The organism is Streptomyces tailanensis (assembly GCF_008386495.1).
Lineage (GTDB): Bacteria > Actinomycetota > Actinomycetes > Streptomycetales > Streptomycetaceae > Streptomyces > Streptomyces tailanensis.
Genome location: NZ_VTHJ01000029.1, coordinates 53795 through 79607 on the forward strand (window position 1 = coordinate 53795; position 25813 = coordinate 79607).

The window sequence follows — 25813 nt, forward strand, 5'->3', positions numbered from 1 at the left end:
GGAGGTAGCCACGCGCCCGATGAGGAGTGGGATGACGTGAAGCGGCACAGCGCAGCGCTGAAGGGCGTGTCGGAAGTCCCTGGCATCGGACGGCGCCGCGCGGGCTGGGTGCTCGTTCTGGCCTGCGCCGCTCAGTCATGGTGGTGCTGGACGTCTCCGTGGTGAACGTCGCCCTGCCGTCGATCCGCTCCGCTCTGGGTTTCGCCCCGGTGGACCTGCCGTGGGTCGTCAACGCGTACGGGCTCGCCTTCGCCGGTCTGTTGCTACTGGGTGGCCGCCTCGCCGATGTCCTGGGCCACCGGCGGGCCTTCGTGCTGGGGCTGGCGCTGTTCTCGGCGGCGAGTCTGGCGGGCGGTCTGGCCGTATCGCCGGGCTCGCTGGTAGCGGCCCGCACGGTGCAGGGAGCGGGGGCCGCGCTCCTCGCCCCGGCCACACTGACCGTGCTGACCGGCACGTTTCCCGAAGGGCCGGTCCGGACGCGGGCGCTGGCCATCTGGACGGCGGTCGGGGTCGCGGGTGGTGCGACGGGCAATCTGATCGGCGGCGCGCTCACCGAGTACCTGTCATGGCGCTGGATCCTGCTGGTCAACGTGCCGATCGGGGCGGCGGGTGTGCTGCTGGGCGCGCGGCTCCTGCCGGGCGGACGGGACGGCGGGGCCGGGCCACGCCTCGACATCCCGGGGGCCGCGCTCGCGACCGCCGGGATCGCCGCCCTCACCTACGGGCTGGCCCAGGCGGACTCACGCGGCTGGAGAGATGCCCTGACCATGGGGGCGACGGCGGCCAGGGTGCTGGTGATGGCGGGCTTCGTCCGGGTGGAGGCGCGAGTGGCGCGGGCGCCTTTGGTGCCCTTACGGCTCTTCCGGATCCGTTCCGTGGGCGTGGGCAACCTGATCCTGCTGCTGACCGGAGCCTGCCTCATCCCCATGTGGTACTTCCTCTCCCTTTACATGCAACAGGTCCTGCACTACGGGCCGTTGCGCACGGCGGTCGGTTTCCTGCCGCACACCCTGGTGACCATGGCGGTCGGTGCCCGCCTCGCGCCCCGCCTGCTGCAGTACGCCGAGCCACGCACGCTGATCATCACCAGCGCCGCCGTCTCGGCGGCCGGCTTCTGGTGGCAGAGCCGCATCACCCCCGACAGCGGCTACCTCGACGGGGTGATGGGCCCGGCACTGCTGATCTCCGTCGGCAGCGGGCTCCTGCTCACCCCGATCACCACCGCGGTCACCAGCGGTGTCGACGCCGCCGACGCGGGTGCCGCCTCCGGACTGATAAACACCACCAAGCAGGTCGGCGGCGCCCTCGGCCTCGCCATGCTCTCCACGGTCGCCGCCGCCGACGTCCCCGGCGTGCGGGCGCTCACGGCCGGATACGCGCGGGCGTTCCTGGTCATCGCCGGGGTCCTGGCCGTCGTCGCCGTCGTGTCGCTCGCCCTGCCGCACCGCCAGGAGGGGACCCGTTAGGCGGGGAGCGTCGCCACCCGGGCGAACTGGGCCTCGTACAGGCGCGCGTACGCCCCGTCGGCCTCGAGTAGTTCCTCGTGCGTGCCCTGTTCGACGATGCGGCCCGCCTCCATGACGAGGATGGTGTCGGCGTCGCGGATGGTGGAGAGCCGGTGGGCGATGACGAAGCTGGTGCGGCCGGTGCGCAGGTCGGCCATGGCGTGCTGGACGAGGGCCTCGGTGCGGGTGTCGACGGATGAGGTGGCCTCGTCGAGTACGAGCATCGACGGCTCGGTGAGGAAGGCGCGGGCGATGGTGAGGAGTTGGCGTTCGCCGGCGCTGAGGCCCTCGCCGTTCTCGTCGAGGAGGGTGTCGTAGCCGTCGGGGAGGGTGCGGATGAAGTGGTCGGCCCGGGCCGCCTTCGCCGCCGCCACGATCTCCTCGTGTGTGGCGTCGACCTTGCCGTAGGCGATGTTGGCGGCGATGGTGCCTTCGAAGAGCCATGTGTCCTGGAGCACCATGCCGATGCGGGCGCGCAGTTCGGTGCGGGGCAGGGTGGTGATGTCGGTGCCGTCGAGGGTGATGCGGCCGGCGGTGGGTTCGTAGAAGCGCATCAGCAGGTTGACCAGGGTGGTTTTGCCGGCGCCGGTGGGGCCGACGATGGCGACGGTCTGGTGCGGGGTGACGGTGAGATCCAGGTTTTCGATCAGCGGCTCGGTCGGCTCGTAGCGGAAGGAGACCTGCTCGAACTCCACCCTCCCCGTGACCTGCCGGAGTCGCTGCGGGATCGCGGGGTCGGGGATCTGCTCGTCCGTGTCGACGAGTTCGAAGACGCGTTCCGCCGACGCGATGCCGGACTGGACGATGTTGACCAGGGCGGCGGCCTGGGTGATGGGGTTGTTGAACTGAAGGGTGTAGGTGATGAACGCCTGGATCTCGCCGATCGTCATCGCGCCGGCCGCCACCCGCAGCCCGCCGAGGACGGCGACGGCCACGAAGGTGACGTACCCGAGGAAGGCCAGGGCGGGTTCGATGACGCCGGAGAAGAACTGGGCCCGGCGGCCGGCCTCGAACGCGGCGTCGTTGCGCTGGTCGAATACCCGCTGGGTGTCCTCGCCCCGGCCGAAGAGCAGCACCTGGTCGTGGCCTGTGAACATCTCCTCGACATGGGCGCCGAGTTCGCCGGTGGCCCGCCACTGCTTGGTGAACTCGGGTTGCGAGCGGCGTCCCAGCAGCCGGGTGACGACCGCGGCCACGGGCAAGGACGCCACCGCGACCAGGGTGAGCAGCGGCGACAGCCACAGCATCATGCCCAGCACGCCGACGACGCTGAGCAGCGATACCGCGATCTTGGTGAGGAGCTGCTGGAGGGTAAGGGCGATGTTGTCGGTGTCGTTGGTGAGCCGGGAGATCAGATCGCCGCGCGGGCGACGGTCGAGGTAACTCAGCGGCAGGACGGTGAGCTTGGCCGATGCCTGCTCGCGCAGCCGGTAGGCGGTGCGCTGGCCGATGTCCTGGGCCAGCGCACCGCGCGCGAGGGCACAGGACGCGGAGACGACGACGAGCGCGGCGGCCAACGCGAGTACGCGCCCGACCCGCGCGAAGTCCACTCCGCCATCGGCCGCCCCGCGCACGATCAGGTCGGTCGCGTGGCCGAGGATCATCGGCACGGACACGGTCAGGGCCACGCTCACCATGCTCAGCGCCAGGCACAGGATCAGCAGCCGCCGGTCAGGGCCCAGGGCACGCAATAGCCGTACGGCCGTCCGGCGGAAGTCCTGGGGCTTGGCGGTTGTTTCGGCTTCGGCCGTCATACGGCCGCCTCCTCTGCGGTCATCTGGGAGAGGACGATCTCCCGGTACGTCGGGCTGGCATCCATCAGTTCGCTGTGCGTGCCGCTCCCCTCCACCCGGCCCTCGTCCAGGACGACGATGCGGTCGGCATGGCGGACGGTGGCCACGCGCTGGGCGACGATGACGACCGTCGCCCCCGCGGTCTGCTCGGCCAGCGCGACGCGCAGGCGGGCGTCGGTGGCCGCGTCCAGGGCGGAGAAGGAGTCGTCGAAGAGATACACATCCGGCCGGGCCAGCAACACCCGGGCGATGGCCAGGCGCTGACGCTGCCCGCCCGACAGGTTGCTGCCGCCCTGCGCGACGGGCGCGTCGAGCCCCTCGGGCAGGGCCTGTACGAAGTCGCGTGCCTGCGCGGTCTGAAGCGCCTTCCACAGTTCGTCGTCCGTTGCTTCCGGGCGCCCGTAGCGCAGGGTGGAGGCGATGGTGCCGGAGAAGAGGTACGGCTTCTGGGACACCAGCCCGACCGTCGCCGCCAGGGTGGCCCGGTCTACCTCGCGTACGTCCGTACCGCCGGCGAGGACCTGTCCCTCGGTCGCGTCGAACAGCCGAGGTATCAGGTGCAGCAGCGTCGTCTTGCCGCTGCCGGTCGAGCCGACGACCGCGACGGTCTGCCCGGGCCGGGCGGTCAGGGACACCCCGCGCAGCACGGGCTCCTCGGCACCCGGATAGCGGAAGCCGACGCCGCGCAGCTCCAGACGGCCGGCCTCGCGCAGCTCCGTGACCGGCGAGGCGGGCAGGGTCAGACTGCTGCTGGTGTTCAGGACCTCGCGGATGCGCGTCGCACACACACTCGCCCGGGGCGAGAGCAGGAACGCCATCATCGCCATCATCACGGCCTGCAGAATCTGCGTGAGGTACTGCAGGAACGCGATCAGCGTTCCCGCCTGCATCCCACCGCCGTCCACTCGATGCCCGCCGAACCACAGCACCGCGATCCCCGAGAACTCCATGATCAGCATGGCGGTCGGCATCCCGAGCGCCTGCATCCGCCCCAGCCGCAGGCCCACCTCCAGCAGATCCCGGTTCACCTCGGCGAACCGCTCCTGCTCGTACCGGTCGCGCACGAAGGCCCGTACGACCCTGATCCCGGTGATCTGCTCCCGCACCACCTTGGTGACCCGGTCCACCCGCTGCTGCAACGAGGCCGACAGCGGCATCTGCCGACCGAAGATCACACCCATGGCAACGGTCAGCACCGGCAGCACCACCACGAGCAGCACCGACAGCGGCGCGTCCAGACGCACCGCCATCACCAGCGCGCCCGCGCCCATCACCGGAGCGGCCACCACCAGCGTGAACACCAGCACAACCAGGGTCTGGATCTGCTGCACGTCGTTGGTGGTCCGCGTGATCAGCGAGGCCGCACCGAAGCGCCCAACCTCCCGCACGGAAAAGGTCTGCACCCGGGCGAAGACCTGGGCCCGCAGATCCCTCCCAAGCGCCATCGCCGTCCGCGCGCTCACATACACGGCCGCCGCGGCACACGTCATCTGCACCAACGTGACACCGAGCATCACGCCGCCGGTCCGCAGCACGTACCCCGTGTCCCCGGCAAGCACCCCGTGGTTGATGCCGTCGGCGTTCAGCGTCGGCAGATACAACATCGCGGTGATCTGCACCAGCTGCAGGACACTGATCGCCGCGACAGAACGGGCGTAGGGACGAAGACCGACGGCCAGCAGATGTAACAGGACGCTCACGCGAGCCCCCCTCGTCCGGTCTCCGCCCCCACGAATCCCCTGACCACCCCAGGGGGGTTGACGGCCAGGCCGAGCAAAGGCACAGCGGGTGGGGCGTTTTCTGCCCGAGTCGGGGGTCTTTCCCGCAGAGACGGAGGGAAGGCGGGTGTCGGGACGGGCCGGGCAACAGGCTGGGGCATGGCGGTCTCCAGGCCGAGGAGCAAAAATTGTCACTCAGTGGCAGTATGCCATTAGAGGCAGTAACGCATCAGGGGCTTTTTCTGATGGAAGGCTTAAGGTGACGTGCATGGCGACCCCCATCTCCGCTCCCTCCACGGCCGTGGCCAAAACCCGCGGCTTGGACGACCGCGCCCTGCCACTGCGCGAGCGCAAGAAGCAGCGCACCTTCCGCGCCCTGGCCGACGTGGCCCTGGCACGCTTCACCGAGCGGGGCTTCGACGAGGTGACCCTTGACGAGATCACCGACGAGGTGGAGATCTCCAAACGGACCTTCTTCCGCTACTACTCCTCCAAGGAGTCAGTCGCCCTCGCCGCCGAGGCCGAGCTCTGGATCAACTACGTCGAGGAGTTCACCGCGACCGACCTGCACGGCGACGTCCTCACCGCCCTGCGCACCGCCCTGACCACCGCGATCACCGGCATGGACGACGACTGGCCGCGCCGCTTCCTGGCCACCCGCCGCCTCGTCGCCGGCCACAACGGCCTGCGCAAACACAGCCTCGTCATGGCCGCCCACCACCAGGAGCAGATCGTCGAGCAACTCGAGGCCAAACTCGGCCGCGACAGCCGCGAGGACCTACGCCTGCGCCTGCTCGGCGAAATCGCCTTCGGCGCCTACCGCGTCGGCGCCAAGAACTGGACCGCCGGCCGCGGCAAGGGCGCCGGCAGCCGTGGCAAAGGCGGGCGCGCGACACTCGCCGCCCGCGTCAGCGAGGCATTCGACGCCGTCCCCGACGCGATCGCGCTGACCGTCGGCTGACGGCCATCCGTCCGTGCTTGTTCTGCCTGTGGATCGTGGGCGTATGAGATACCCGACTTCAAGTGCTGCTCGTCCGCCTTCGGCGGCTGGCCGTAAGCCCGCGGCAAACTATCGTTGCGCTGGTTAGCCATGGGCTGCCGGTCACTGACCGCACAGGGCGTACTGAGGCCCTGACTTTGCCTCGATCGGGAACCCCGAACGGACCTCCGTCGCGGGATGGGCTGACTTCTGTGAACGTGCCCGCGCTGCCCAAGACCCGCGCCTGTGCGTTCAGATGTAGAACTTGAATTGAGGCAGCGGCTCCCGGTCAGCGGGGATCTCCCTCATGATCTCGCCGACCAGCCCGGAGAACTTGATCGTGATCGGCAGGAGTCCGCCCAATGCGGCCGAGTTCCAGTTCAGCTTGGTGAGAGCGAGAACTTCCTTCAACAGGGCGTCCCGCGAAGAGTCCTGCCCGACGTGATCAGCGACCTGGAGTGGCGCCACATGCATCCCGTGGAATTCGTTGAGCGCGGATATGTAGCCCGTGGTGTACAGGTAGTCCAACTCCCCGAAGCTGAAGCGGGTTCCGCGCAGCGGCGGATACTTCGAGGTGGTGATGAGGCGAGCCCGGCTCTGCGCCTCGAGTGCCATCAGGTCGTAGCGGTGAGGACCAGTTCGCCGTGGGTGGCGAAGAGGGCCTGGCCGTGGCGGCCTGGCAGGTCGGCGTCGGTCCCTACGGCAGCGGCGGAGACCTCGGCGGTGGCCGGGTCCGCGCCGAGTTCGATGAGGTCCGAGCGCGCGTGGCGGCTGTGCAGTTCGATCGCCTTGTCCCGGTCGTCGATGTCCCGGGAGGTGTCCACGTAGACGGAGGCGTACGGGCCCGGCATGGCGTACAGGGCGTCCAGGAAATGCAGCCTCATGGGAATCGTTCCTTGGAATCGTTCCTTGCTTCCGATGCGCGCCGCCTGCGGTAAGGGCCGGCGATGTCCTGCGGTGCGTAGCCCCGGAGGAGCCGGCGCCGGGGCCCAGCGCCGGGCGCTTTTTCCCCGCGCCGTCGACGCTGCCACGGTCGTCTCCGTGGTTTGCCGTTCTTGGCCAGCTCTCTCCAGGTGTCCTGCGTCTCCTCGGCGACGGGCAGGGGCTGTCGCCAAGGGGTGGACGCGTCCAGGTCCGGTGCGAGACGCCGCAGCCGGTCCGCCGTGGCCTCCGCGTCGTCCCGCACCGAGACGGCCAGGAGTCCGAAGGAAGCCGTGGGCCGCAGTTCCACGCAGACCACTGGCCTGCCCGGCCGTACGGCCACGAAGTCCTGTCCGCCGGGATGGCCCCGCGTGCCGACGCACAGCACGCCGGGAATCCAGACTCCGTGCAGAGCAACTCCGCGCAGGGCACGCCACCAGTCGGGTTCCACCGTCACACGGGACACCGCCGCCAGCGGCACGCGCACACTTCCGCGGTGCGCGGCAGCCGTCTCCCGCCACGACAGGCGCACCACGAGGTCGTCGTCCTTCACGAGGATCCGAGCCACGTTCACTCCCTCCCCTCCATCCTCGCTCCGGACCGGGTGGGGTGGGATGGTGCAAGGGTGCCGGGCACGGCGGCGGTCTCACGATGCGGTCACCCGTTTACTCCCTGTTTGGGCATCCCTTGAATGAAGCTTTCCGTCTGCCGGAGGAGACGAGTGATGGGCGAGCATGTTCACGTGCGCATCGGGGACGGCGTCCGGGTGAGCGACGAGGGGGAACTGGTCGAGCTCACCCGCTGCCGCTGCGGCGCCACCTGGGCCAAGACCTATCGGGTGGCCGACGGCGCCCCCGAGGAGTGAGTACTGGCCACGACCGGGACGATCAGGGTGGTTCCGCGCGCGTCTGAGCGGCTCGCGCATCGGGTTGCGGCTGCGGATGGCCGGCTGTGTGCAGCAGGGGTGCGGTGTGCCGGTCGGGACGACGGGCTGCCCCGGCAGGAACGCGGCTGCGGGGTACGTCGGTGTCATCGGGCAGGGGCACGGGGCGGCGGGCGACGAGGCGGCCGACCCATCGCCGTCCGCAGTGTTCGCGCGCAGGAGCGCCTTGCGAGCGCCGGTTCCCGCACCGAGGCGTTCGCCGCCGCGTTCCGGCCCGGCACGGGGGTACGCCAGGCCGTGGGCGGCGGAGGGTACGACGCCGTCCGCTTCGCCGCCCACGGCCTCACCTCCGCCGACGCCGACGCCCGCTCCGCCCTGCGCTCCGACGATGCCCAGTGCGCGCAACGCGCCAACGGCGTTGCTCATCACGGATATCCCGAATCTGGCCGGGCGGAGCTCCGGTGCGCCTTCGTGGACCGTGACGTCGCCTCCCGTGGGGAGGGAGGCCGGTGGTCGCGCTCGCCGGGAATCCGGCGCCGACCCGCAGCGAGAGGAGACCGGCTGGGGTCTTGTGCGGCTCGTTACATGGCTCGTTGGCGGCGGGGCGGGGTGAAGACGTACAGGTCGAGGATCGGGGGCATGGGGGCGAGTCCCGGGCCGCCCGCCCGTACCCAGCTGACTACGTCCTCGGTCGCGTCGGGGTCGTTGACGAGGCCGAGCCAGACCGGGCGGGCGCCTGCGGCCCGGGCCTCGGTGGAGGGCTGGACCACGACGACGTTGGCCTGGTCGCAGACGTCCAGGCAGTCGGTGATACGGGTCGGCACGGTCTCGCTGAGGCGGGTGGTCTGGGCCTCGTGGTCGACGCCGGGGAGTTTGGGGGTGCCGCAGCAGCAGTCTCGGCAGACCACAACTCGGCTTTCCACACCGGGGAGTTTAGTCGCCCCCGCGGCCCCTGCCCTCCCTCCGCCTCCGAGCGGAGGCGTCTCAGAACTGGTAGGGACCGAAGCGGCCACACGCGACCGCGGCCAGCAGCGCGATCCAGAGGATGTTCGCGGCGGCCAGTGATGTCTCGGAGCGACGGAGTTGGAGAACAGATCCGCCCCCGGCCAACGCGACACCGCCGAGCGCGGCCCAGGGGACGAGTGGTCCAGGGTCCCAGGGGTGTCGAAGCGTCAGGGCAGCGCATGGGCGGTGCCCGGGTCGAGCAGGGGGGCCAGTAGGTCGCCGTAGTCCTGGAGGCGGGGGGCGATGTCCTGCGCACGGAACACCAGTTGGCCGGGGGATGTGCAGCCCTCGACCTCGTCCCAGGTCACCGGGGCCGAGACCGTGGGCTCGGGGCGGGCACGCAGGGTGTAGGGGGTGGCCGTGGTCTTGCGTGCGGCGTTCTGGCTCCAGTCGACGAACACCTTGCCGGGGCGAAGGCTGCGGGTCATACGGTGTACGACCCTCCGGGGCATCGCCTGCTCCGCCTCCATGGCCAGCTCCTTGGCGTACTCCGTCACCCGTTCGGAGGGTGCCCCGCGCACCGCCGCCAGCAGATGGAGCCCCTTCGACCCCGACGTCTTCGCGTATGCCTCGATCCCGTCCGCCGCGAGCCGCTCACGCAGCCAGCAGGCGACCTCGCAGCACTCCACGATCGTCGCGGGCGTCCCCGGATCCAGGTCGAAGACCAGCCGGTCGGCCTCGTCCGGGGAGTACGCGGTCCACTGGGGCGTGTGGAACTCCGTGACGAGGTTCGAGGCCCACATCAGGCTCGCCAGGTCCTGGACCAGCACCATCCGGGCCGGGCCCTCCATCCGCTTCACCTCGGCGGTCGTGACCCAGTCGGGGGTGCCCGGCGGCACGTTCTTGGCGAAGAAGACCTGGCCGTCGGGGCCGTCCGGGTAGCGCAGGAAGGAGACCGGGCGGTCGTGCAGATGGGGCAGCAGGGCGTCGGCGGTCGTGGCGTAGTAGTGCAGCAGCTCGCCCTTGGTGAAGCCGGTCGCCGGGTGGATGACCTTCTCCAGATTGGACAGGGCGACCCGGTGGCCCTCCACCTCGGTGATCGGCGTCATGCGATGAGAATCCCACGAATTCCGTGAATCGCACCAAATCAGCGCAAAGCATCACGAAGGGATACCGTGTGGATGACTCGGTGTGGATGACTCGGTGTGGATGACTCGGTGTGGATGACTCGGTGTGGGCCCTGGGGCCCGACCGCCACCGATCCGAAAGGTGCGTGCTGCTCGTGCGATCCATATGGAACGGGGCCATCTCGTTCGGCCTGGTCAGCATCCCGATCAAGCTGGTGAACGCCACCGAGAGCCACTCCGTCTCGTTCCGCCAGATCCATCTGGAGGACGGCGGCCGCATCCGCTACCGCAAGGTGTGCGAGCTGGAGGAGCGCGAGGTGACGCAGGGGGAGATCGGCAAGGCGTACGAGGACGCGGACGGCACGATGATCCCGATCACGGACGACGACCTCGCCGCGCTGCCCATCCCGACCGCCAAGACCATCGAGATCGAGGGGTTCGTGCCGGCGGACAGCGTCGACCCGCTCCAGGTGGACGCCGCGTACTACCTCGCCGCGAACGGTGTCCCCGCCGCCAAGCCGTACACCCTCCTCCGCGAGGCGCTCAAGCGCAGCGGGAAGGTCGCCATCTGCAAGTTCGCCCTGCGGGGGCGTGAACGGCTCGGCATGCTCCGGGTGGTGGACGACGTACTCGCCATTCACGGGCTGCTGTGGCCGGACGAGATCCGTACGACCGAGGGGGTCGCCCCCGACACGGGCGTCACCGTCCGCGACAAGGAACTCGACCTCGCCGACGCCCTCATGGAAACCCTCGGCGAGGTCGACCTCGAATCGCTCCACGACGACTACCGGGAGGCCGTCGAGGAACTCATCGCCGCGAAGGCCTCCGGCGAGGAGCCCCCCAGCGCCCCCGCCCCCGCGCCGGGCGGCAAGGTGCTCGACCTCATGGCCGCCCTGGAGAAGAGCGTCCGCGAGGCCAAGGAGTCCCGCGGCGAGGAAGTCGCCGAGGTCGCCCCCATGCGGTCCCGGTCCACCCCGAAACAGCCCACCGGCAAGAAGTCCACCGCCGCGACCAAGAAGACAGCCGCCCCCTCGGCCGCGCCGACGAAGAAGTCCACGGCGAAGAAGACGACCGCGAAGAAGTCGACGGCGGCGAAGTCGACAACGAAGAAGACCACCGCGAAAAAGACCACCACCAAGAAAACGACCCCCCGCAAACGCCCCGCCTAATGATCAGTCGGTCGGCGGTGCCGAACCGGGCGGCGAGGTTCTCTGTCACAGGCGGAGGGCCAGGACCGCGTTGTGGCCGCCAAAGCCGAAGGAGTTGCTGAGGGCGAGGTCGCCGTCGGGGGGTAGGAGGCGGGGGGCCTTGATGACGAGGTCGATGGGGATCGCGTCGTCCGGAGTGGTGCAGCCGAGGGTGGGCGGTATCAGGCGGTGGTGGAGGGTCAGGGCGGTGGCGACGGCCTCTACGGCGCCGGCGGCTCCCTGGAGGTGGCCGAGCGCGCCCTTGAGGGCGGTGACGGGCACCCGGCGGCCCAGTACCGCGGCGAGGGCGTTCGCCTCGGCGAGGTCGCCGTCGACCGTGGCGGTGGCGTGGGCGTTGACGTGGACGACGTCGGAGGGGTCGGCGGCCGCGTCCTGGAGGGCCCGGCGGAGGGCGAGGGCGACGCCTCTGCCCGACGGGTCCGGCGCGGCCATGTGGTGGGCGTCGGCGGAGAGCCCCCAGCCGGCGGCCTCGCAGTAGACACGGGCGCCGCGAGCCCGCGCGTGCTCCTCGGCCTCCAGCAGCAGAAAGCCCGCGCCCTCGCCGTTGACGAACCCGTCCCGGTCCTTGGCGAAGGGGCGGGACGGGCTCTCGCCGGTGCCGTTCAGGCCGTGCCGGGACAGCGCCCGCATCGCGGCGAAGGACGCCATGATCGCCGGGGTGACCACCGCCTCGGCCCCGCCCGCGAGCGCCACGTCGACCCGGCCGTGGCGGATCCGGTCCACGGCCTGCCCGATCGCCTCGGTGCCGGAGGCGCACGCGCTGGTCACGGTACGGGCCTCACCGGTGATGCCGAGGTCGAGGGAGACCTGCGACGCCGCCTGCGAGGGCACACACATCGGGGTGGTGAGCGGGGAGACGGCCCGTGGGCCCCGGTCGCGCAGCTGGCGGTCGCCGGCGACGAGTACGGAGGCGTCGCCGAGGATGGCCCCGGCGGACACCCCGACCCGCTCCGGTGCGAGCCCGCTCTCGTGCGCACCGGCGGGATCGAAACCGCCGTCCCGCCACGCCTCCCGCGCGGCCAGCACGGCGAACCGCGCGGCCCGGTTCATCCGCCGCGCCCGGGGCCGGGGAAGCAGGTCGGCCGGGTCCACGGGCACGGTCCCCGCGACCCGCACGGGTAACCCGTCGAACTCCTCCCCCGCCAACTCCCGTATCCCGCACCGCCCTTCGAGCAACCCCTCCCACAGCTCGCCCACGCCCACACCGAGCGGTGTGACCGCCCCGAGCCCCGTGACCACGACCCGCCGCCCAGCCGAGTACGACATGAACCAGCCCCCTCCAGCTCAGCCCCGTCCGATGCCTCCTGCCACAGGAATAGTTCCCCGTTCAACAGACCGCCATCCACGCCCACCGCCTGGGTTCACAGGACTTTCGCCCGTACCAGCGCCGAGAGGACCAGCGTGCCCGGGATCAGGGGCAGCCAGACCGTGAGGACGCGGTAGCCGATGACCGTGGTGGTGGCGAGGGTGGCGGGCGCGCCGAAGGCGACAAGGGTGAAGACGAGGGCCGCGTCCACGGGGCCGAGGCCGCCGGGAGCGGGTACGGCGCCGGCCGCGGTGCTGGCCACGAGGTAGGCGAAGACCATCTGCGTCCAGGAGAGGGGCAGGTCGAGGGAGGAGCCGACCGAGGCGACGACGGCGCCCTGGCAGAGAGGGAAGGCGGCGGCTCCGCCCCAGAGGGCGAGGGCGCGGACGGGGCGGCTGTGGACGAGCCGGGTGTCGGTGAAGGCGGTGCGCAGACCGCCGATCAGGGGCCGGCGCAGCGGTCGTACGGTCGTGATCAGGGTGACCACGGCGGCGAGGCTGACGGCGGTGATCGCGCCGACCAGGGCGAGGGTCTCGCCCTTCGGGAGGAGTTCGGCCAGGTGCAGCGTGCCCGGGAAGGCGACGAGGAAGGCGAGTATCACCAGCGTCTTCGCCACCGGTTTGACCGCCGAGTAGAGGGCGAGCGAGGCGGTGCACCGGGCGAGGGGTATGCCTTTGCCCCGCAGGAAGCGCAGGACGACCGCGTGGGCGCCGATGTTGCCCGGCAGCGCGTGGCCCGCCGCGCCCGCGGCGAACTGCGTGGCGAGCAGCTGGCCCGGCGGCAGCCGCTCGGGCACCGTGCCCTGGCGTACGCAGGCGGCGGAGACGGAGCACAGGCCAGTGAAGAAGACCCCGGCCAGCAGCCACAGGGGATGGGCGGAGGCCAGTCGGACGGCACCCGTGTAGACCGTGTGCCAGTCGACCGCCGCCCATACCGCGAGCAGCAGCAAAGGCAGCAGGCTGACGGCGAGGCGGAGCCTACGGGCGCCGGCCGGGGTGAGGTTGGGGAGGAGGGTCCGGAGTCTGGTGGGGAGGGGGAGCCGCGAGGGGCCGACGTCGGGGGCGGCGGGCCGCGCGGGGGGCGGCGCGTCGAGCGGGAGCGGATACAAGGGGCACGTCGTCCTTCCGTGTCGCCGCCGGCCCGGCGGGGGACCGGACCGGCGGTGGCAAGGCGTGACAAGAACGAGGGGGACGACAGGACCGTTCCCGTTGGACGTGACGCCCAAGTGTGGGGAAGCCGAATTCCCACCGCCGCCGGAGCCATTTTCAGGCGTCCGTACAGGGACTTTGTACTCCCCCGTACCCTTCTGCGGCCGATGTTGTGATTCGAGTCACGCAAGGTTTAGGGTTGAAGCGCTTGGCAGGTGTCCCCGGGGGCGAGCCGGGTGGCGGTGCGCGACGGGGTTCGCCTCCAGGCGAGGGAAGTGATCCCGTTGTCCGTCGCCTGGGACAGCATCGGCGGTCTCGTCGATGCCCATGAGCGCTTCCTCGCCGGTGCGCGGGTCGACTCGGATGTCCGCGACCCGGTGCTCGACTCCTGGAAGCGGTGCCGTTCCGCGGGGCTCGAACCGCATCATCTGCTGATCCCCTACGCACCCGATCTCACCATGGAGGACCCCTTCCTCCGCGCGGCCGACCCGGTGCTCACGCAGCTCACCGCCTCCCTCGCGAACGTGAGCATGACCGTCGTGCTCTGCGACGCGCAGGCCCGCATGGTCCAGCGGCACGGCGGCGACCGGCAGCTCCTGTCCCGCCTCGACGAGGTGAACTTCGCCCCCGGCTTCTGCGCCTCCGAGGCGGCCGCGGGCACCAACGGCGTCGGCACCGCGCTGACCGAGCGGCAGCCCGTCTTCGTCCTCGGCCGCGAGCACTTCGCCGACTGCCTCTCCCCCTTCGCCTGCGCCGGCGCGCCCGTCCGCAACCCGCTCAGCGGCCGTATCGAGGCCATCCTCGACCTCACCTGTCTGCGCGACGACGGCGACCCCGCGATGCTGCGGCTCGTCCGCGAGGCCGCCCACGACATCGAGGCCCGGCTGCTGGAGCAGGCCACGGAGCGCGAGCGGGCGCTGCTCGCCGCGTACCGCCGGGCCGCCGCCCGGGGCGCGACCGGCCCCGCCCGCTGGCCCCGCCAGCCCGAGGTCCCGCCCGGGCAGCACGGGCCGAACGGCCACAACGGCGAGCGCCTCGGCCGCGTCGACCTGGCCGTGCTCCGCGAGAAGGCCGAGGAACTCATCGCCTCCCCGCACCGCACCCTCGACGAGGTCGCCCTCTCCGGCGGCCGTGTCGCCACGCTGCTGCGCCGCCCGGTCATGGGCGCCGCGGGCGAGATGGGCGTGGTGGTCGAGGCCCGCGTCCTGGGCGGACCCCAGCTGCGCCATACGGAACTGACGTCGGCGCCGACATCGCCGCTGGGGCAGGCGCCAGTGCCGGTGTCGGCCCTGATCGGGCAGGCTCCGCTGGCACTGATCGGGCAGACAGCGTCGGCTCCCATCGGGCAGGCGCCCTCGGCCCCGATCGGGCAGGCCCCGTCAGCCCCGATCGGGCAGGGGTCGTCGTCGCCGACAGGACGGACGACACCGTCCACGGTGGGGCAGTCGTCACCGCGGACCACAACGGGGAGTCCGGCGGCAGCCGAGACGCGGATCCCGACGCCGACGGCGGCCGACGCAGCGGCGGCGAGCGCGACGCGTGCCCAGGCGCCGGCGGCGGCCGAGACGCCGACGGCAATGGCAACGGCAACGCAGGCCCAGACACCGACGACGGCCGAGACGCCTGCCGAATCGCCTCCCCCGAGGATCGGCCTGGCCACGGCCGCCGTGGAGTCGCTGCCCGCCCCCGCACCGCCCGGCACTCCCGCCGAGGCGACCGCGCCGCCCTCCCCCGCCGCCCGTCCCGACGTGCCCTCGGCCCCACCCCCCACCGTCGTACTCCACACGCTCGCACCGCCCTCCCCTCAACCCCTCCCGACGAAGCCCGCCCCGCCCCGGGCCACCCCGTACGGAGCCGTCGGCAGCCCTCTCGGCGACTCCGGCTACGACTCCTCCGCCGACGGCTGGCTGTTGCTCGTCGGTGAAGCCGGGGTCGGGCGGCTGGCCGTGCTGGCTCGGCGGCGGCTGGAGTTGCTGCACGACGCCGGGGTCCGAGTGGGGACGACCCTGGACGTCACGCGGACCGCCGAGGAGCTCGCGGAGGTGACCGTGCCGCGGTTCGCGGACTTCGCCGCCGTGGACCTGCCGGACTCCGTGCTGCTCGGTGATGAGCCGGAGCCGTTCGGGGTGGGGATGTCGTTGCGGCGGGTCGCGCTGGGGGCGATGCACAAGGAGTCGCATCTGTACGAGGTCGGCGACCCGGTCGAGTACGTGCCGACCACGCCCCAGGCCCGCAGCCTGGAGAACGGCCGGCCGGTGCTCGAACCCGTCCTGGCCGAGGCCGGCGGCTGGCTCGCCCAGGATCCGGCGCGGCTCGAACAAACCCTCGCGGCGGGCATCCACTCCCTGATCACGGTCCCGTTGCGGGCCCGCGGCACCACCCTCGGCATCGTCAGCTTCTACCGCTCCGAGCAGCCCGCCCCGTTCGAGGACGACGATCTGTCGCTGGCCCAGGAGCTGGTCGGCCGCGCGGCGATCTGCATCGACAACGCCCGCCGCTACACCCGCGAGCACAACACCGCGCTCACCCTGCAGCGCAGCCTGCTGCCCCGGGGCAGGTCCGAGCAGAACGCCGTCGAGGTCGCGTACCGCTATCTGCCCGCGCAGGCGGGCGTCGGCGGCGACTGGTTCGACGTCATCCCGCTGTCCGGCGCGCGCGTGGCACTGGTCGTCGGCGACGTCGTGGGCCACGGCCTGCACGCCGCCGCGACCATGGGCCGGCTGCGTACCGCCGTGCACAACTTCTGCTCCCTGGATGTGCCCCCGGACGACCTCCTCACCCACCTCGACGACCTGGTCGGCCGCCTCGACCGGGGCGAGGGCTGGGCCGTGGAGAACACCCACCAGGACTCCGGCATCGTCGGCGCGACCTGTCTGTACGCCGTCTACGACCCGGTGTCCCGGCACTGCACCCTCGCCCGCGCCGGGCACCCGATGCCCGCGGTGGTCGCCCCCGACGGCACGGTGGACTTCGTCGACCTGCCCTCGGGACCGCCGCTCGGCCTCGGCGGCATGCCCTTCGAGACGGTCGAGCTGGAGCTGGCCGAGGGCAGCCAGCTCGTCCTCTACACCGACGGCCTGGTCGAGGACCGGCACCGGGACATCGACACCGGCCTCGCCACGCTCCGCACCGCCCTGAGCTGCGCGGACCGGACGCCGGAGGAGACCTGCGAGGTGGTCCTCGACGCCCTGCTCCCGGCCCGGCCGGAGGACGACGTGGCCCTGCTGATCGCCCGTACGCACGCGATCGGGCCGGACCGGGTCGCCCAGTGGGAGCTGCCGAGCGACCCGGCGGTCGTCTCCCGCGCCCGGATGGCGGTCACCGAACAGCTGGCCGCGTGGGGCCTGGACGACCTCGCCTTCACCACCGAACTGGTCGCCAGCGAACTCGTCACCAACGCCATCCGCCACGCCACCGGCCCCGTCCAGCTCCGCCTCCTGCGCGACCGCGCCCTGATCTGCGAAGTCTTCGACGGCAGCGGCACGTCACCACGGCTGCGCCGCGCCCGCACCGAGGACGAGGGCGGCCGCGGCCTCTTCCTCGTGGCCCAGCTCACCGAACGCTGGGGCACCCGCTACGCCCCCGACGGCAAGACCATCTGGACCGAACAGCCACTTCCCTGACTCCGGAAGGACTCCGGAAGCCCTCCACACGGGCGGGAGTCCTACACCCGCGCCCACGTATGCCGGTCCCGGGCCATCGCGTGCAGGGCCTCCACGTCCGCCGCCTTGAGCACGCCGCCGGTGCGGGCGAGTTCGGGGAGGTCGGTGTCCGTCAGGACGCGGGCCTCCCGCAGGGGCGTGGGGACGGTGAGGGCGGCGGGTTCGGTGAGGGCGAGGACGGGGCGGACCTCGGCGGTCAGGGCGTAGGAGGCGCGGGCGGCGTCGGCGCGGAGCCGGTGGAGCAGGGGGCGGGGCTCCTGGCGGCCTACGGCGACCATGGGGTCGGCGACCCTGACGCGCTGCCGGCGGGCGTAGAGGGAGCGCACGCAGAACAGGCCCCCGGGTCCGATCACCAGATGGTGGATCCGGTCCCCGCCGGGCAGCGGCACCGAGTGCAGGGTGTGCCAGCCCGCGCCCTCCAACCGGTCCAGCGCCTCCCCGACCGTCCGCTCCGCCGCCAGGGCCCGGCGGCGCGGATCGGGACGCAGCCGGCGCGGCGGCCCGGGGTCGCGTTCGAGGGCGACGAGCAGGGCCTCACCGGGGCGGTTGGGGGCCAGGTCGTCGTCCGGGTGGAGGCTCAGCAGGGCCAGCTCCGCGGCGGTGGGCACGGGTGGCGGGCCCACCGTGACGGAGCCGGTGAGGAAGGGGCGGAGGACGGTGAGCACTTCGTCGCCGTACTCCTCGCTCAGGAGGTTCACCCGGCCCGCCTCACGGTCGTACCAGGCCAGATGCCTCCCGTCGGTCCGGCACACGTACAGGCGCTCCTGTCCGTGGCGCCAGGTCGGTATGACGCGCAGTCCGCTCATACACCATCACCCCACGACCATGGGACCAGGCGGGGTGCTCCATCGGCAAGAACCCCGTTACCTTTGGGGTGACGACCCGCCGTCAGGGGCCAGAGGCCCATGGGAGGCCGCCGTTGCGGACGCGCAAGCAATCCGATGTTCCGGCTCCGGACGAACCGTGGAGCGAGGTGGTGCCCGGTCTGTGGATGGGCGGGCACGAGTACGCGGGCCGGGACGGCACCGGCGAGGTCGAACTCGCCGTCGTACGCGATGAGTTCGATCTCGTACTGACCCTGTTGCGGCTGCCCGGGTACGGGCCCGACGCCGACGTCGAGCACCATGTGTGGCCGATCCCGGACGGGCCGCTCGACGGTACGCAGCTGGCCGGCGTGATGCGGCTGGCGCAGGCCGCGTGCGACGCGCTGGAGGACGGCAAGAAGGTCCTCGTCCGCTGCTACAGCGGCTACAACCGGTCCGGTCTGGTCGTGGCGCACGCGCTGATCCGCGACGGCCACTCCGCCGAGGAGGCGATCCGGCTGATCCGCACCCGCCGCTCGCCGCACGCGCTGCACAACGAACTCTTCGTGGACTATCTGCACACCGGGCTGCCCACCGTCCGCCTGCTGGAGGAACTGGAGGAGGTCACCGACTGACGGAGGTGCATCGCGGGTCGCAGTACGTAAAAACGACTTCCGCACGAATAGGGTGTACGGGTCACAGCCACCCGACGGAAGCGACGGAAGCCCTCGCGCCTGCCCCGTACCCACCGTTCCCAGGAGTCCCGTGTTCCCCAGCCGCCCCGCGTCGCGCGCGGCCGTCGGCGGTGCGGCCGCCGTGGCCGTCGCCCTGCTGCTTTCGGGCTGCGGCGACTCAGGGGGCCTGGTGAGCGCGGGCACGACGCCCACCGCGAGCGGCCCGACCCGGCTGTGGCCCGGGGAACCACCCGCCACCTCCCCCGCGTACGACTACGGCGAGGCCGAGAAGGAGGCCATCAAGGGCATCAGGGCCCCGGGTGACGACATCCACAAGGTGGACCCGGTGGCGGTCGTCCGCGCCGAGATCGCCGCGCACCCGGATGTGTACTCCGGCTCCTCGGCTCTGTACTACGGGACGACCCGCCGCATGGCCGACTGCGGGGAGAGTGGGGACCGCGGCAAGTGCCCCGTCCTCAAGGCCTACTACCGGGACCTCACCGGTGACGGGCGCGACGACATGGTGCTCGGCTTCCGGCTGCTGCCCGGCAACCAGACGGCCGTACGTATGTACACCTTCCAGGAGGACCGGCTGGTGCAGGTCCTCGCCAGCGACGACGCGGTGACAGGGGTCGAGCTCGCCGGCCGCACCGTCATCATCCGCTCCCCGGCGGGCATCGTCGGCTACGAGTACCGCACGCAGTGGACCTGGGACGAGGACCAGCTGTCGATGCTCCTCACCCGCGACGAGATACTGCGCGTGGACGGTAAGCACACCCCGACCCGGTCGGCCTCGCCGTGAGCCCCCCCTCGCAACGACCCCGGCTGCGCCGCTGGGCCGCCACGCTCACCTGGAAGGCTCTGGCCTTCATCACGGTCATGTGCTGCGGCCTGGCAGCGCTGCTCGGCACGCTCGTGCATGTCTCCGTCACCGACCAGACCGTCGACGAGGCCCGTGCACGCGCGCTCGCACGGCTGGAGGAGGCGGCCTGGGCGTACGAGGCCGGGGACCGGCTCCCGCCGGGCGCCGGGGTCGGTCCGTCGGAGCTGCCGCGGGCGCTGCGCGAGCTGGCGGAGGGCGGGGAGCGCGGCACGATGGTCAGCGACGTCGAGGGGTACCCCACGATGTGGGCGGCCGCCCCCGCCGACGGCCGCGCCCTCGCCGTACGGATCGATTACTCGCAGAGCGCGGCCACGATCGAGAACCTCGACCGGGCCATCCTGGGCTCGTCGGCGCTGGCCATCGGGGTGACGCTGGCGGTGGGCGCGTTCGCCGTCACGGGTGTGACCCGGCGGCTGCGCACGACCTCCCAGGTGGCCCGGCGGATCAGCGCGGGCGACCTCGACGCCCGGGTCGGTGATCCCCGTACGACGGACCCGACGCGCTACCGGGACGAGGTGGCCGCGGTGGCCGCCGCGCTCGACACCATGGCGTCCACGCTCCAGAGGAAGCTGCTCAGCGAGCAGCGGTTCACCGCGGACGTCGCGCACGAGTTGCGTACGCCGCTGACCGGGTTGCACGCGGCGGCGGAGTTGCTGCCGCCGGGGCGGCCGACCGAGCTGGTGCGGGACCGGGTCGCCGCGTTGCGCACGCTGACCGAGGATCTGCTGGAGATCTCGCGGTTGGAGGCGGGCAGCGAGCGGCTGGATCTGGAGGAGACGCGGCTGGGACGGGTGGCCGAGCGGGTGGCCGCGGGGGCCGGCGCGGGGGCAGGCACCGAGGTGCGGGTCGTCGAGGACGCGCGCGTGGAGACGGATCGGCGGCGGCTGGAGCGGGTGTTGGGGAATCTGGTGGCCAACGCGCACAAGCATGGGGCGCCGCCGGTGGTGCTGACCGTGGAGGGGCTGGTGGTGACGGTGCGGGATCATGGCGCCGGCTATCCGGAGTACCTGGTGGCGGAGGGACCGCAGCGGTTCCGTACGGAGGGCTCCACCAAGGGGCACGGGCTGGGGCTGACCATCGCGGTGGGGCAGGCGGAAGTGCTGGGCGCTCGGCTGGAGTTCGAGAACGCGGCCGAGGGGGGTGCCGTGGCGCTCCTGCGGCTGCCGGTGAGTGAGGGCTGAGCGCGCCCTCCTCCTCTGATGGCCCAGTGCGGCGGGCGCGGCCGACAAGTGGCTCCTAACGTGGCGAATAGTCACCTTCGCCCCCTTTTTCTGGAGGAGCCTCAATGTCCCTGCGGATTCTGCTCATGCGCTTCGGCATAGCTGCCGCCGGCGGCGCTCTCCTGGCGCTCGCCGTCACGACCCCCGCCATCGGCGACGACCGGGAGGGCAGCGGACAGGACAAGCGCGCCGCCGCCGCCGTCGTGGGCAAGGTCACCGCCCGTTCCGGGCTGGCCCTGCGCACCGCCCCCCTCCGCGGCGCCTCGGTCGTCCGGGTCGCCCCTTACGGCGAGTTCGTCTGGATCCACTGCAAGATCCGGAGCCAGAGCGTCGACGGCAACTCGACCTGGTACCTGCTCAAGAACGACACCTGGTCCTGGGGCCCGGCCCGCTACATCTCCACCTCGGAAACGCCACGCTGGTGCCGCTGAACCAAGGCACACAAGACATCCCCTTTAGGTAAGTTCCGGACATGACCACCAAGGCCGGAACGACCCTGGCGGCGGATCCCGCGGACCCGTCCCCTCCCGCCGTACGCCTCCCCCGGCGCAGAGGCGTCGAGTTCACCCTCCTCGTCGTGGCCGTTCTCCTCTCCGTGTACGGCTACTGCGCGGTCGGTCTGGCGAAGTACGGCACCCTCCCGCCCGGCGCCGCCGATTACGGCGCCGGGCTCGGCGTGCTCGCGCTGCTGGCCCATCTCGCGGTGCGGCTGCGGGCGCCGTACGCCGATCCGCTGCTGCTGCCGATCGCGGTGCTCCTCAACGGGCTCGGCCTGGTGCTGATCCACCGGCTGGACCTGGAGACCCCGGCCGACCTGGCGGCGCCCGCGCAGCTGAACTGGTCGACGCTGGGCGTGGGGTTGTTCATCGTGGTCGTGGTCCTGCTGCACGACCACCGGGTGCTCCAGCGGTACGCGTACGTCTCGGTGGTGGCCGCGCTGGTGCTGCTGGCGCTGCCGATCCTCTTCCCGCCGGTCAACGGCGCCCGTATCTGGGTGCGGATCGCCGGATTCTCCCTCCAGCCGGGCGAGTTCGCGAAGGTGCTGCTCGCGCTGTTCTTCGCCAGCTATCTGGCGGCCAACCGCAACGCGCTGGCGTACGCCGGGCGCCAGATCTGGCGGTTCAAGCGCCTCCAACTGCCCACGGGGCGCGTGCTCGGCCCGATCGTCACCATCTGGCTGCTGAGCGTCGGGGTGCTGGTCCTGGAGCGGGACCTCGGCACCTCGCTGCTGTTCTTCGGGCTGTTCGTGATCCTGCTGTACGTCGCCACGGGCCGCACCGGCTGGATCGCGGTGGGGCTGCTGCTGGCGTGCGTGGGCGCGGTGGCCGTCGGCTGGCTCGAACCGCATGTGCACAGCAGGGTCGAGGACTGGCTGCACCCGTTCGCGTCGATCGAGGCGGGCCGGGGCCCGAACCAACTCGCCCAGTCCCTCTTCGCGTTCGCCGCCGGCGGTCTGTTCGGCACCGGTCTCGGCCTCGGCCACTCCATCCTCATCGGCTTCGCCGCCAAGTCGGACTTCATCTTGGCCACGGCGGGCGAGGAGCTGGGCCTCGCCGGGCTCTCCGCGCTCTTCCTGCTCTACGCCCTGCTGGTGGAGCGCGGCTACCGGACCGGCCTGGCCCTGCGCGACCCCTTCGGCCGGCTGCTGGCCATCGGCCTCGCGTCGATCGTGGCGTTGCAGGTCTTCGTGATCGCGGGCGGTGTCACCGGGCTGATCCCCCTCACCGGCATGGCGATGCCGTTCCTCGCCCAGGGCGGCTCCTCGGTCGTCACCAACTGGATCATCGTGGCCCTGCTGATGCGCCTGAGCGACTCGGCCCGCCGCCAGTACGACGACGGCCCGGGGGCGACCGGCGCATGACCAAGTACATCCGCCGCGCCGCCGCCCTGTGCGCCCTTCTCCTGGTCGCTCTCCTCGTCAACGCCACCCGCGTCCAGGTCTTCCAGTCCCGGGCGTACGACGACAGCCCCGCCAACCGCCGCCCCGTGATCGCCCGTTGGGGCCAGCCGCGCGGGGACATCGTGGTCGGCGGCCGCCCGGTCACCGGCTCGAAGGACACGGGAGAGCAACTCCGCTACGAACGGACGTACCGGGACGGCCCGTTGTACGCCCCGGTCACGGGCTTCGCCTCCCAGCGGTACGGGACGACGCTGCTGGAGCACGCCGAGGACCCGCTCCTCGACGGCAGCGACCCGCTGCTGTCCTTCCTCCCCTTCTGGAACGACATCACCCGCGACCGCAACGCCGGCGGCGAGGTCGTCACCACCATCGACGCGGCGGCCCAGCGGGCGGCCTACCTCGGCCTCGGCGCCCGCCGGGGCGCGGTCGCGGCGCTCGAACCGGCCACCGGGCGCATCCTCGCGCTGGTCTCCAGACCGTCGTACGACCCCGGCGTCCTGTCCGGCAACGGCCCCTCGGCGACGGACGCCTGGACGCGCCTCAACGGGGACGAGGGCAAGCCGATGCTCAACCGGGCGGTGCGGCAGACGTATCCGCCGGGTTCGACGTTCAAGGTGGTGACGGCCGCGGCGGCGCTGGACAACGGGGTGATCAAGGACCTCGACGCCCGGACCCGCTCCCCCGCCCCGTACACCCTCCCCGGCACCACCACCTCCCTCGCGAACGAGGTCAGGGGCTGCAAGAACGCCTCGCTGCGCCGTGCCTTCGAGCGATCGTGCAACACGGTGTTCGCGAAGCTGGGCGTGGACGTGGGGCTCGGCGCCATGAGCGACACGGCCCGGGCCTTCGGCTTCAACGGCGCGGACCTGCGCATCCCGTTCTCGGTCGCCCCCAGCAACTTCGACACCGAGATGGACCGGGCCCAACTCGCCCTCTCCTCGATCGGCCAGTACAACACCCGGGCCACGCCGCTCCAGATGGCCGTCGTCACGGCCGCCGTCGCGAACGGCGGTGCCGTCAGATCGCCGTACCTGGTCGAGCGCACGACGACGGCCGCCGGCCGCACGGTCGCCACCACGAACACCCGCACCCTCCGCCAGGCCATGAACCCGGGAACCGCGAAGCGCCTGCGCGAACTGATGCGCGGCGTCGTCGAGGACGGCACCGGCACCAACGCCGCCTTCCCCCACGCCACCGTGGGCGGCAAAACGGGCACCGCCCAACACGGCATCGGCAACTCCGGCACCCCTTACGCCTGGTTCATCGGCTGGGCCCAGTCCGACGACGCGATGGAACCCCAGGTCGCGGTGGCGGTGGTGGTGGAGGACGCGGAAGCGCGACGGGGGGACATCAGCGGGGGTGGCGACGCGGCACCGATCGCGAGGGAGGTGATGGAGGCGGTGCTGAAGACCACTGACCATCATCTGAGATAAGGGGTGCCACCCCCGGGCCCGCCCGACCTATCGTTCGGTACATGACTTCCGCCGCGTACGAACTCGCCCAGGTCAACATCGCCCGCCTCAAAGCCCCCCTGGATTCCCCGCAGTTGAAGGACTTCGTCGACGCCCTCGACCCCGTGAACGCCGTCGCCGACGGCTCGGACGGCTTCGTCTGGCGCCTCCAGAGCGACTCCGGCAACGCCACGGACGTACCCGTCTTCGGCGACGAGTGGCTGGTCATCAACATGTCGGTGTGGCGGGACACGAACGCCCTGACGGCGTTCATGTACCAGGGGCAGCACAGGGAGCTGCTGGCCCGCAGGCGGGAGTGGTTCGAGCGCCTCCAGGAGGCGATGGCGGTCCTGTGGTGGGTCCCGACCGGCCAGCGCCCGACGGTCGCGGAGGCGGAGTCCCGCCTCCTGCATCTACGCGCGAACGGCCCGACCCCGTACGCCTTCACACTGCGGACGTCGTTCCCGGCGCAGGGAGCGGAGCCGGTGTCGTTCGCGGTGCCGGAGGATCTGGGGTGCTCGGTCTGACGCGGATCAGGCCTGCGGTTCCGGGAGGCTCCGGGCGACCTCTCAGCCCTCCTCCCCCGCCTCGATCGCCTCCCCCACCTCGTCGACCCGCTCCCGTTCCTCCACCGCGAAACGCTCCGCGTCCAGGCGCTCGGCGACCTCCTCGTCCTGGGCCATGAGGAGGTCGAGGCCTGCGTCGCCCAGTTCCAGGACGCCCATGTCGACGTAGGCCTGCTGGAGTCGTTTGCCCCACAGGCCGATGTCCTTGACACAGGGGACGATGCGGCTGAAGAGGAGCTTGCGGAAGAGGGCGAGGAACTCGGAGCGCTCGCTGAACTCCTCGGCCTCCGCCTTCGGGATGCCGAAGTTCTCCAGGACCTCCACGCCACGCAGCCGGTCGCGCATGAGGTAGCAGCCCTCGATGACGAACTCCTCGCGCTCGCGCAGTTCGGCATCGGTGAGCTGCCGGTAGTAGTCCCGGAGGGCCATCCGGCCGAAGGCCACGTGCCGGGCCTCGTCCTGCATGACGTACGCGAGGATCTGCTTCGGCAGCGGCTTGTCGGTGGTGTCGCGGATCATGCCGAAGGCGGCGAGGGCGAGCCCCTCGATGAGCACCTGCATGCCCAGGTACGGCATGTCCCAGCGGGAGTCGCGCAGGGTGTCGCCGAGGAGGGACTGGAGGTCGTCGTTGATCGGGTAGACCATCCCGATCTTCTCATGCAGGAAGCGGGCGTAGATCTCGGCGTGCCGGGCCTCGTCCATGGTCTGGGTGGCGGAGTAGAACTTGGCGTCGAGATCGGGGACGGACTGAACGATCCGGGCCGCGCAGACCATGGCACCCTGCTCGCCGTGCAGGAACTGGCTGAACTGCCAGGACGCGTAGTGCCGGCGCAGTTCTCCCTTGTCGCGGTCGGTGAGCTTCGCCCAGTACGGCGTGCCGTACAGGTTCATCGCCTCGTCGGGCGTACCGAGCGCGTCGTACGGATCGACCTCCAGCTCCCAGTCGATGCGCCGCTGCCCGTCCCACTGCTTGTCCTTGCCCTTCTGGTACAGGGCGAGCAGGCGTTCACGGCCGTCGTCGTACTCCCAGCTGAAGCGTGCCGCACCGCTCGCGGGCACCGTCCACAGCGGGTCTCCCGGGTCCTTGGCATACAGCTCGTGGGTCGGCATACCTCGCACAT

General features: G+C 71.6%; 23 protein-coding genes. 12 read left to right on the forward strand and 11 right to left on the reverse strand.

Going from position 1 to position 25813, the window contains the following annotated elements:
- The first annotated feature begins 143 nt into the window (after positions 1–143).
- Complete coding sequence (locus F3T56_RS23410; protein WP_425473602.1) at positions 144–1466, forward strand: MFS transporter; 1323 nt, start codon at positions 144–146, stop codon at positions 1464–1466.
- Here the strand turns inward: F3T56_RS23410 and F3T56_RS23415 are convergent.
- On the reverse strand, positions 1463–3259 hold the full coding sequence (locus tag F3T56_RS23415; protein ID WP_149827337.1) for an ABC transporter ATP-binding protein: 1797 nt from the start codon (positions 3257–3259) through the stop codon (positions 1463–1465). The two genes, F3T56_RS23410 and F3T56_RS23415, sit on opposite strands and share 4 nt — an antisense overlap.
- A complete protein-coding gene (locus F3T56_RS23420) occupies positions 3256–4998 on the reverse strand; it encodes an ABC transporter ATP-binding protein (protein ID WP_246203780.1) in 1743 nt (580 codons plus the stop codon). Before F3T56_RS23420 ends, F3T56_RS23415 begins: the two co-directional genes overlap by 4 nt.
- A gap of 286 nt (positions 4999–5284) precedes the next feature.
- Here F3T56_RS23420 and F3T56_RS23425 point away from each other — a divergent pair, with 286 nt between their 5' ends.
- The gene (locus F3T56_RS23425) at positions 5285–5977 is read left to right on the forward strand and encodes a TetR family transcriptional regulator (RefSeq protein WP_149827338.1); all 693 of its coding nucleotides are present in this window, start codon (positions 5285–5287) and stop codon (positions 5975–5977) included.
- 270 nt (positions 5978–6247) lie between these two features.
- Here F3T56_RS23425 and F3T56_RS23430 read toward each other — a convergent pair whose 3' ends face one another.
- From F3T56_RS23430 to F3T56_RS23440, 3 genes are read right to left on the reverse strand one after another with little or no spacing between them, the layout of a single operon-like run.
- Positions 6248–6610, reverse strand: coding sequence for an argonaute/piwi family protein (locus tag F3T56_RS23430; protein ID WP_149827339.1), 363 nt, complete (start codon positions 6608–6610; stop codon positions 6248–6250).
- Positions 6610–6879, reverse strand: coding sequence for a hypothetical protein (locus F3T56_RS23435; protein ID WP_149827340.1), 270 nt, complete (start codon positions 6877–6879; stop codon positions 6610–6612). Before F3T56_RS23435 ends, F3T56_RS23430 begins: the two co-directional genes overlap by 1 nt.
- Positions 6876–7484, reverse strand: a complete 609-nt coding sequence (locus F3T56_RS23440) for a hypothetical protein (protein ID WP_149827341.1) — start codon at positions 7482–7484, stop codon at positions 6876–6878. The genes F3T56_RS23435 and F3T56_RS23440 overlap by 4 nt, the downstream gene beginning before the upstream one ends.
- A gap of 156 nt (positions 7485–7640) precedes the next feature.
- Between F3T56_RS23440 and F3T56_RS46325 the strand changes: the two genes are divergently transcribed.
- Positions 7641–7781, forward strand: a complete 141-nt coding sequence (locus F3T56_RS46325; RefSeq protein ID WP_172639090.1) for a hypothetical protein — start codon at positions 7641–7643, stop codon at positions 7779–7781.
- Between the two features lie 599 nt (positions 7782–8380).
- Here F3T56_RS46325 and F3T56_RS23445 read toward each other — a convergent pair.
- Positions 8381–8722 carry a (2Fe-2S) ferredoxin domain-containing protein gene (locus tag F3T56_RS23445; protein ID WP_172639091.1) on the reverse strand — a complete coding sequence of 114 codons (342 nt, stop codon included), beginning with the start codon at positions 8720–8722 and terminating at the stop codon, positions 8381–8383.
- Positions 8723–8971: 249 nt separating this feature from the next.
- Positions 8972–9853, reverse strand: coding sequence for a non-homologous end-joining DNA ligase (gene ligD / locus F3T56_RS23450; RefSeq protein ID WP_149827342.1), 882 nt, complete (start codon positions 9851–9853; stop codon positions 8972–8974).
- 173 nt (positions 9854–10026) lie between these two features.
- Between ligD and ku the strand changes: the two genes are divergently transcribed.
- Positions 10027–11040, forward strand: a complete 1014-nt coding sequence (gene ku, locus F3T56_RS23455; RefSeq protein ID WP_484422101.1) for a non-homologous end joining protein Ku — start codon at positions 10027–10029, stop codon at positions 11038–11040.
- Positions 11041–11085: 45 nt separating this feature from the next.
- Here the strand turns inward: ku and F3T56_RS23460 are convergent, their stop codons facing one another.
- Complete coding sequence (locus tag F3T56_RS23460; RefSeq protein WP_149827344.1) at positions 11086–12345, reverse strand: beta-ketoacyl-[acyl-carrier-protein] synthase family protein; 1260 nt, start codon at positions 12343–12345, stop codon at positions 11086–11088.
- A gap of 95 nt (positions 12346–12440) precedes the next feature.
- On the reverse strand, positions 12441–13493 hold the full coding sequence (locus F3T56_RS23465; protein ID WP_149827345.1) for a lysylphosphatidylglycerol synthase transmembrane domain-containing protein: 1053 nt from the start codon (positions 13491–13493) through the stop codon (positions 12441–12443).
- Positions 13494–13808: 315 nt separating this feature from the next.
- Between F3T56_RS23465 and F3T56_RS48090 the strand changes: the two genes are divergently transcribed.
- Positions 13809–17156 (forward strand): ATP-binding SpoIIE family protein phosphatase, encoded by a 3348-nt coding sequence (locus tag F3T56_RS48090; RefSeq protein ID WP_425473603.1) that lies wholly within the window; start codon positions 13809–13811, stop codon positions 17154–17156.
- Between the two features lie 41 nt (positions 17157–17197).
- Here the strand turns inward: F3T56_RS48090 and F3T56_RS23480 are convergent, their stop codons facing one another.
- Positions 17198–18001, reverse strand: coding sequence for a nuclease-related domain-containing protein (locus F3T56_RS23480; RefSeq protein ID WP_149827346.1), 804 nt, complete (start codon positions 17999–18001; stop codon positions 17198–17200).
- A gap of 113 nt (positions 18002–18114) precedes the next feature.
- Here F3T56_RS23480 and F3T56_RS23485 point away from each other — a divergent pair, with 113 nt between their 5' ends.
- The 7 genes from F3T56_RS23485 to F3T56_RS23515 all read left to right on the forward strand — a co-directional run bounded on the left by F3T56_RS23485 (position 18115) and on the right by F3T56_RS23515 (position 24653).
- Positions 18115–18633: a protein-tyrosine phosphatase family protein gene (locus tag F3T56_RS23485; RefSeq protein WP_149827347.1), complete on the forward strand. Its 519-nt coding sequence runs from the start codon at positions 18115–18117 to the stop codon at positions 18631–18633.
- 130 nt (positions 18634–18763) lie between these two features.
- Positions 18764–19474 carry a hypothetical protein gene (locus tag F3T56_RS23490; protein WP_149827348.1) on the forward strand — a complete coding sequence of 237 codons (711 nt, stop codon included), beginning with the start codon at positions 18764–18766 and terminating at the stop codon, positions 19472–19474.
- Complete coding sequence (locus tag F3T56_RS23495; RefSeq protein WP_246203781.1) at positions 19471–20736, forward strand: sensor histidine kinase; 1266 nt, start codon at positions 19471–19473, stop codon at positions 20734–20736. The genes F3T56_RS23490 and F3T56_RS23495 overlap by 4 nt, the downstream gene beginning before the upstream one ends.
- Positions 20737–20840: 104 nt before the next feature.
- Positions 20841–21206, forward strand: coding sequence for an SH3 domain-containing protein (locus F3T56_RS23500; RefSeq protein ID WP_149827349.1), 366 nt, complete (start codon positions 20841–20843; stop codon positions 21204–21206).
- A gap of 41 nt (positions 21207–21247) precedes the next feature.
- Positions 21248–22636, forward strand: coding sequence for an FtsW/RodA/SpoVE family cell cycle protein (locus tag F3T56_RS23505; protein ID WP_149827350.1), 1389 nt, complete (start codon positions 21248–21250; stop codon positions 22634–22636).
- Entirely contained in the window at positions 22633–24108 is a 1476-nt protein-coding gene (locus F3T56_RS23510) for a peptidoglycan D,D-transpeptidase FtsI family protein (RefSeq protein ID WP_149827351.1), read from the forward strand. Before F3T56_RS23505 ends, F3T56_RS23510 begins: the two co-directional genes overlap by 4 nt.
- 41 nt (positions 24109–24149) lie before the next feature.
- Positions 24150–24653 carry a DUF3291 domain-containing protein gene (locus F3T56_RS23515; protein ID WP_149827352.1) on the forward strand — a complete coding sequence of 168 codons (504 nt, stop codon included), beginning with the start codon at positions 24150–24152 and terminating at the stop codon, positions 24651–24653.
- A gap of 42 nt (positions 24654–24695) precedes the next feature.
- Here the strand turns inward: F3T56_RS23515 and F3T56_RS23520 are convergent, their stop codons facing one another.
- Positions 24696–25802 (reverse strand): diiron oxygenase, encoded by a 1107-nt coding sequence (locus F3T56_RS23520; protein ID WP_149827353.1) that lies wholly within the window; start codon positions 25800–25802, stop codon positions 24696–24698.
- Positions 25803–25813 lie beyond the last annotated feature (11 nt).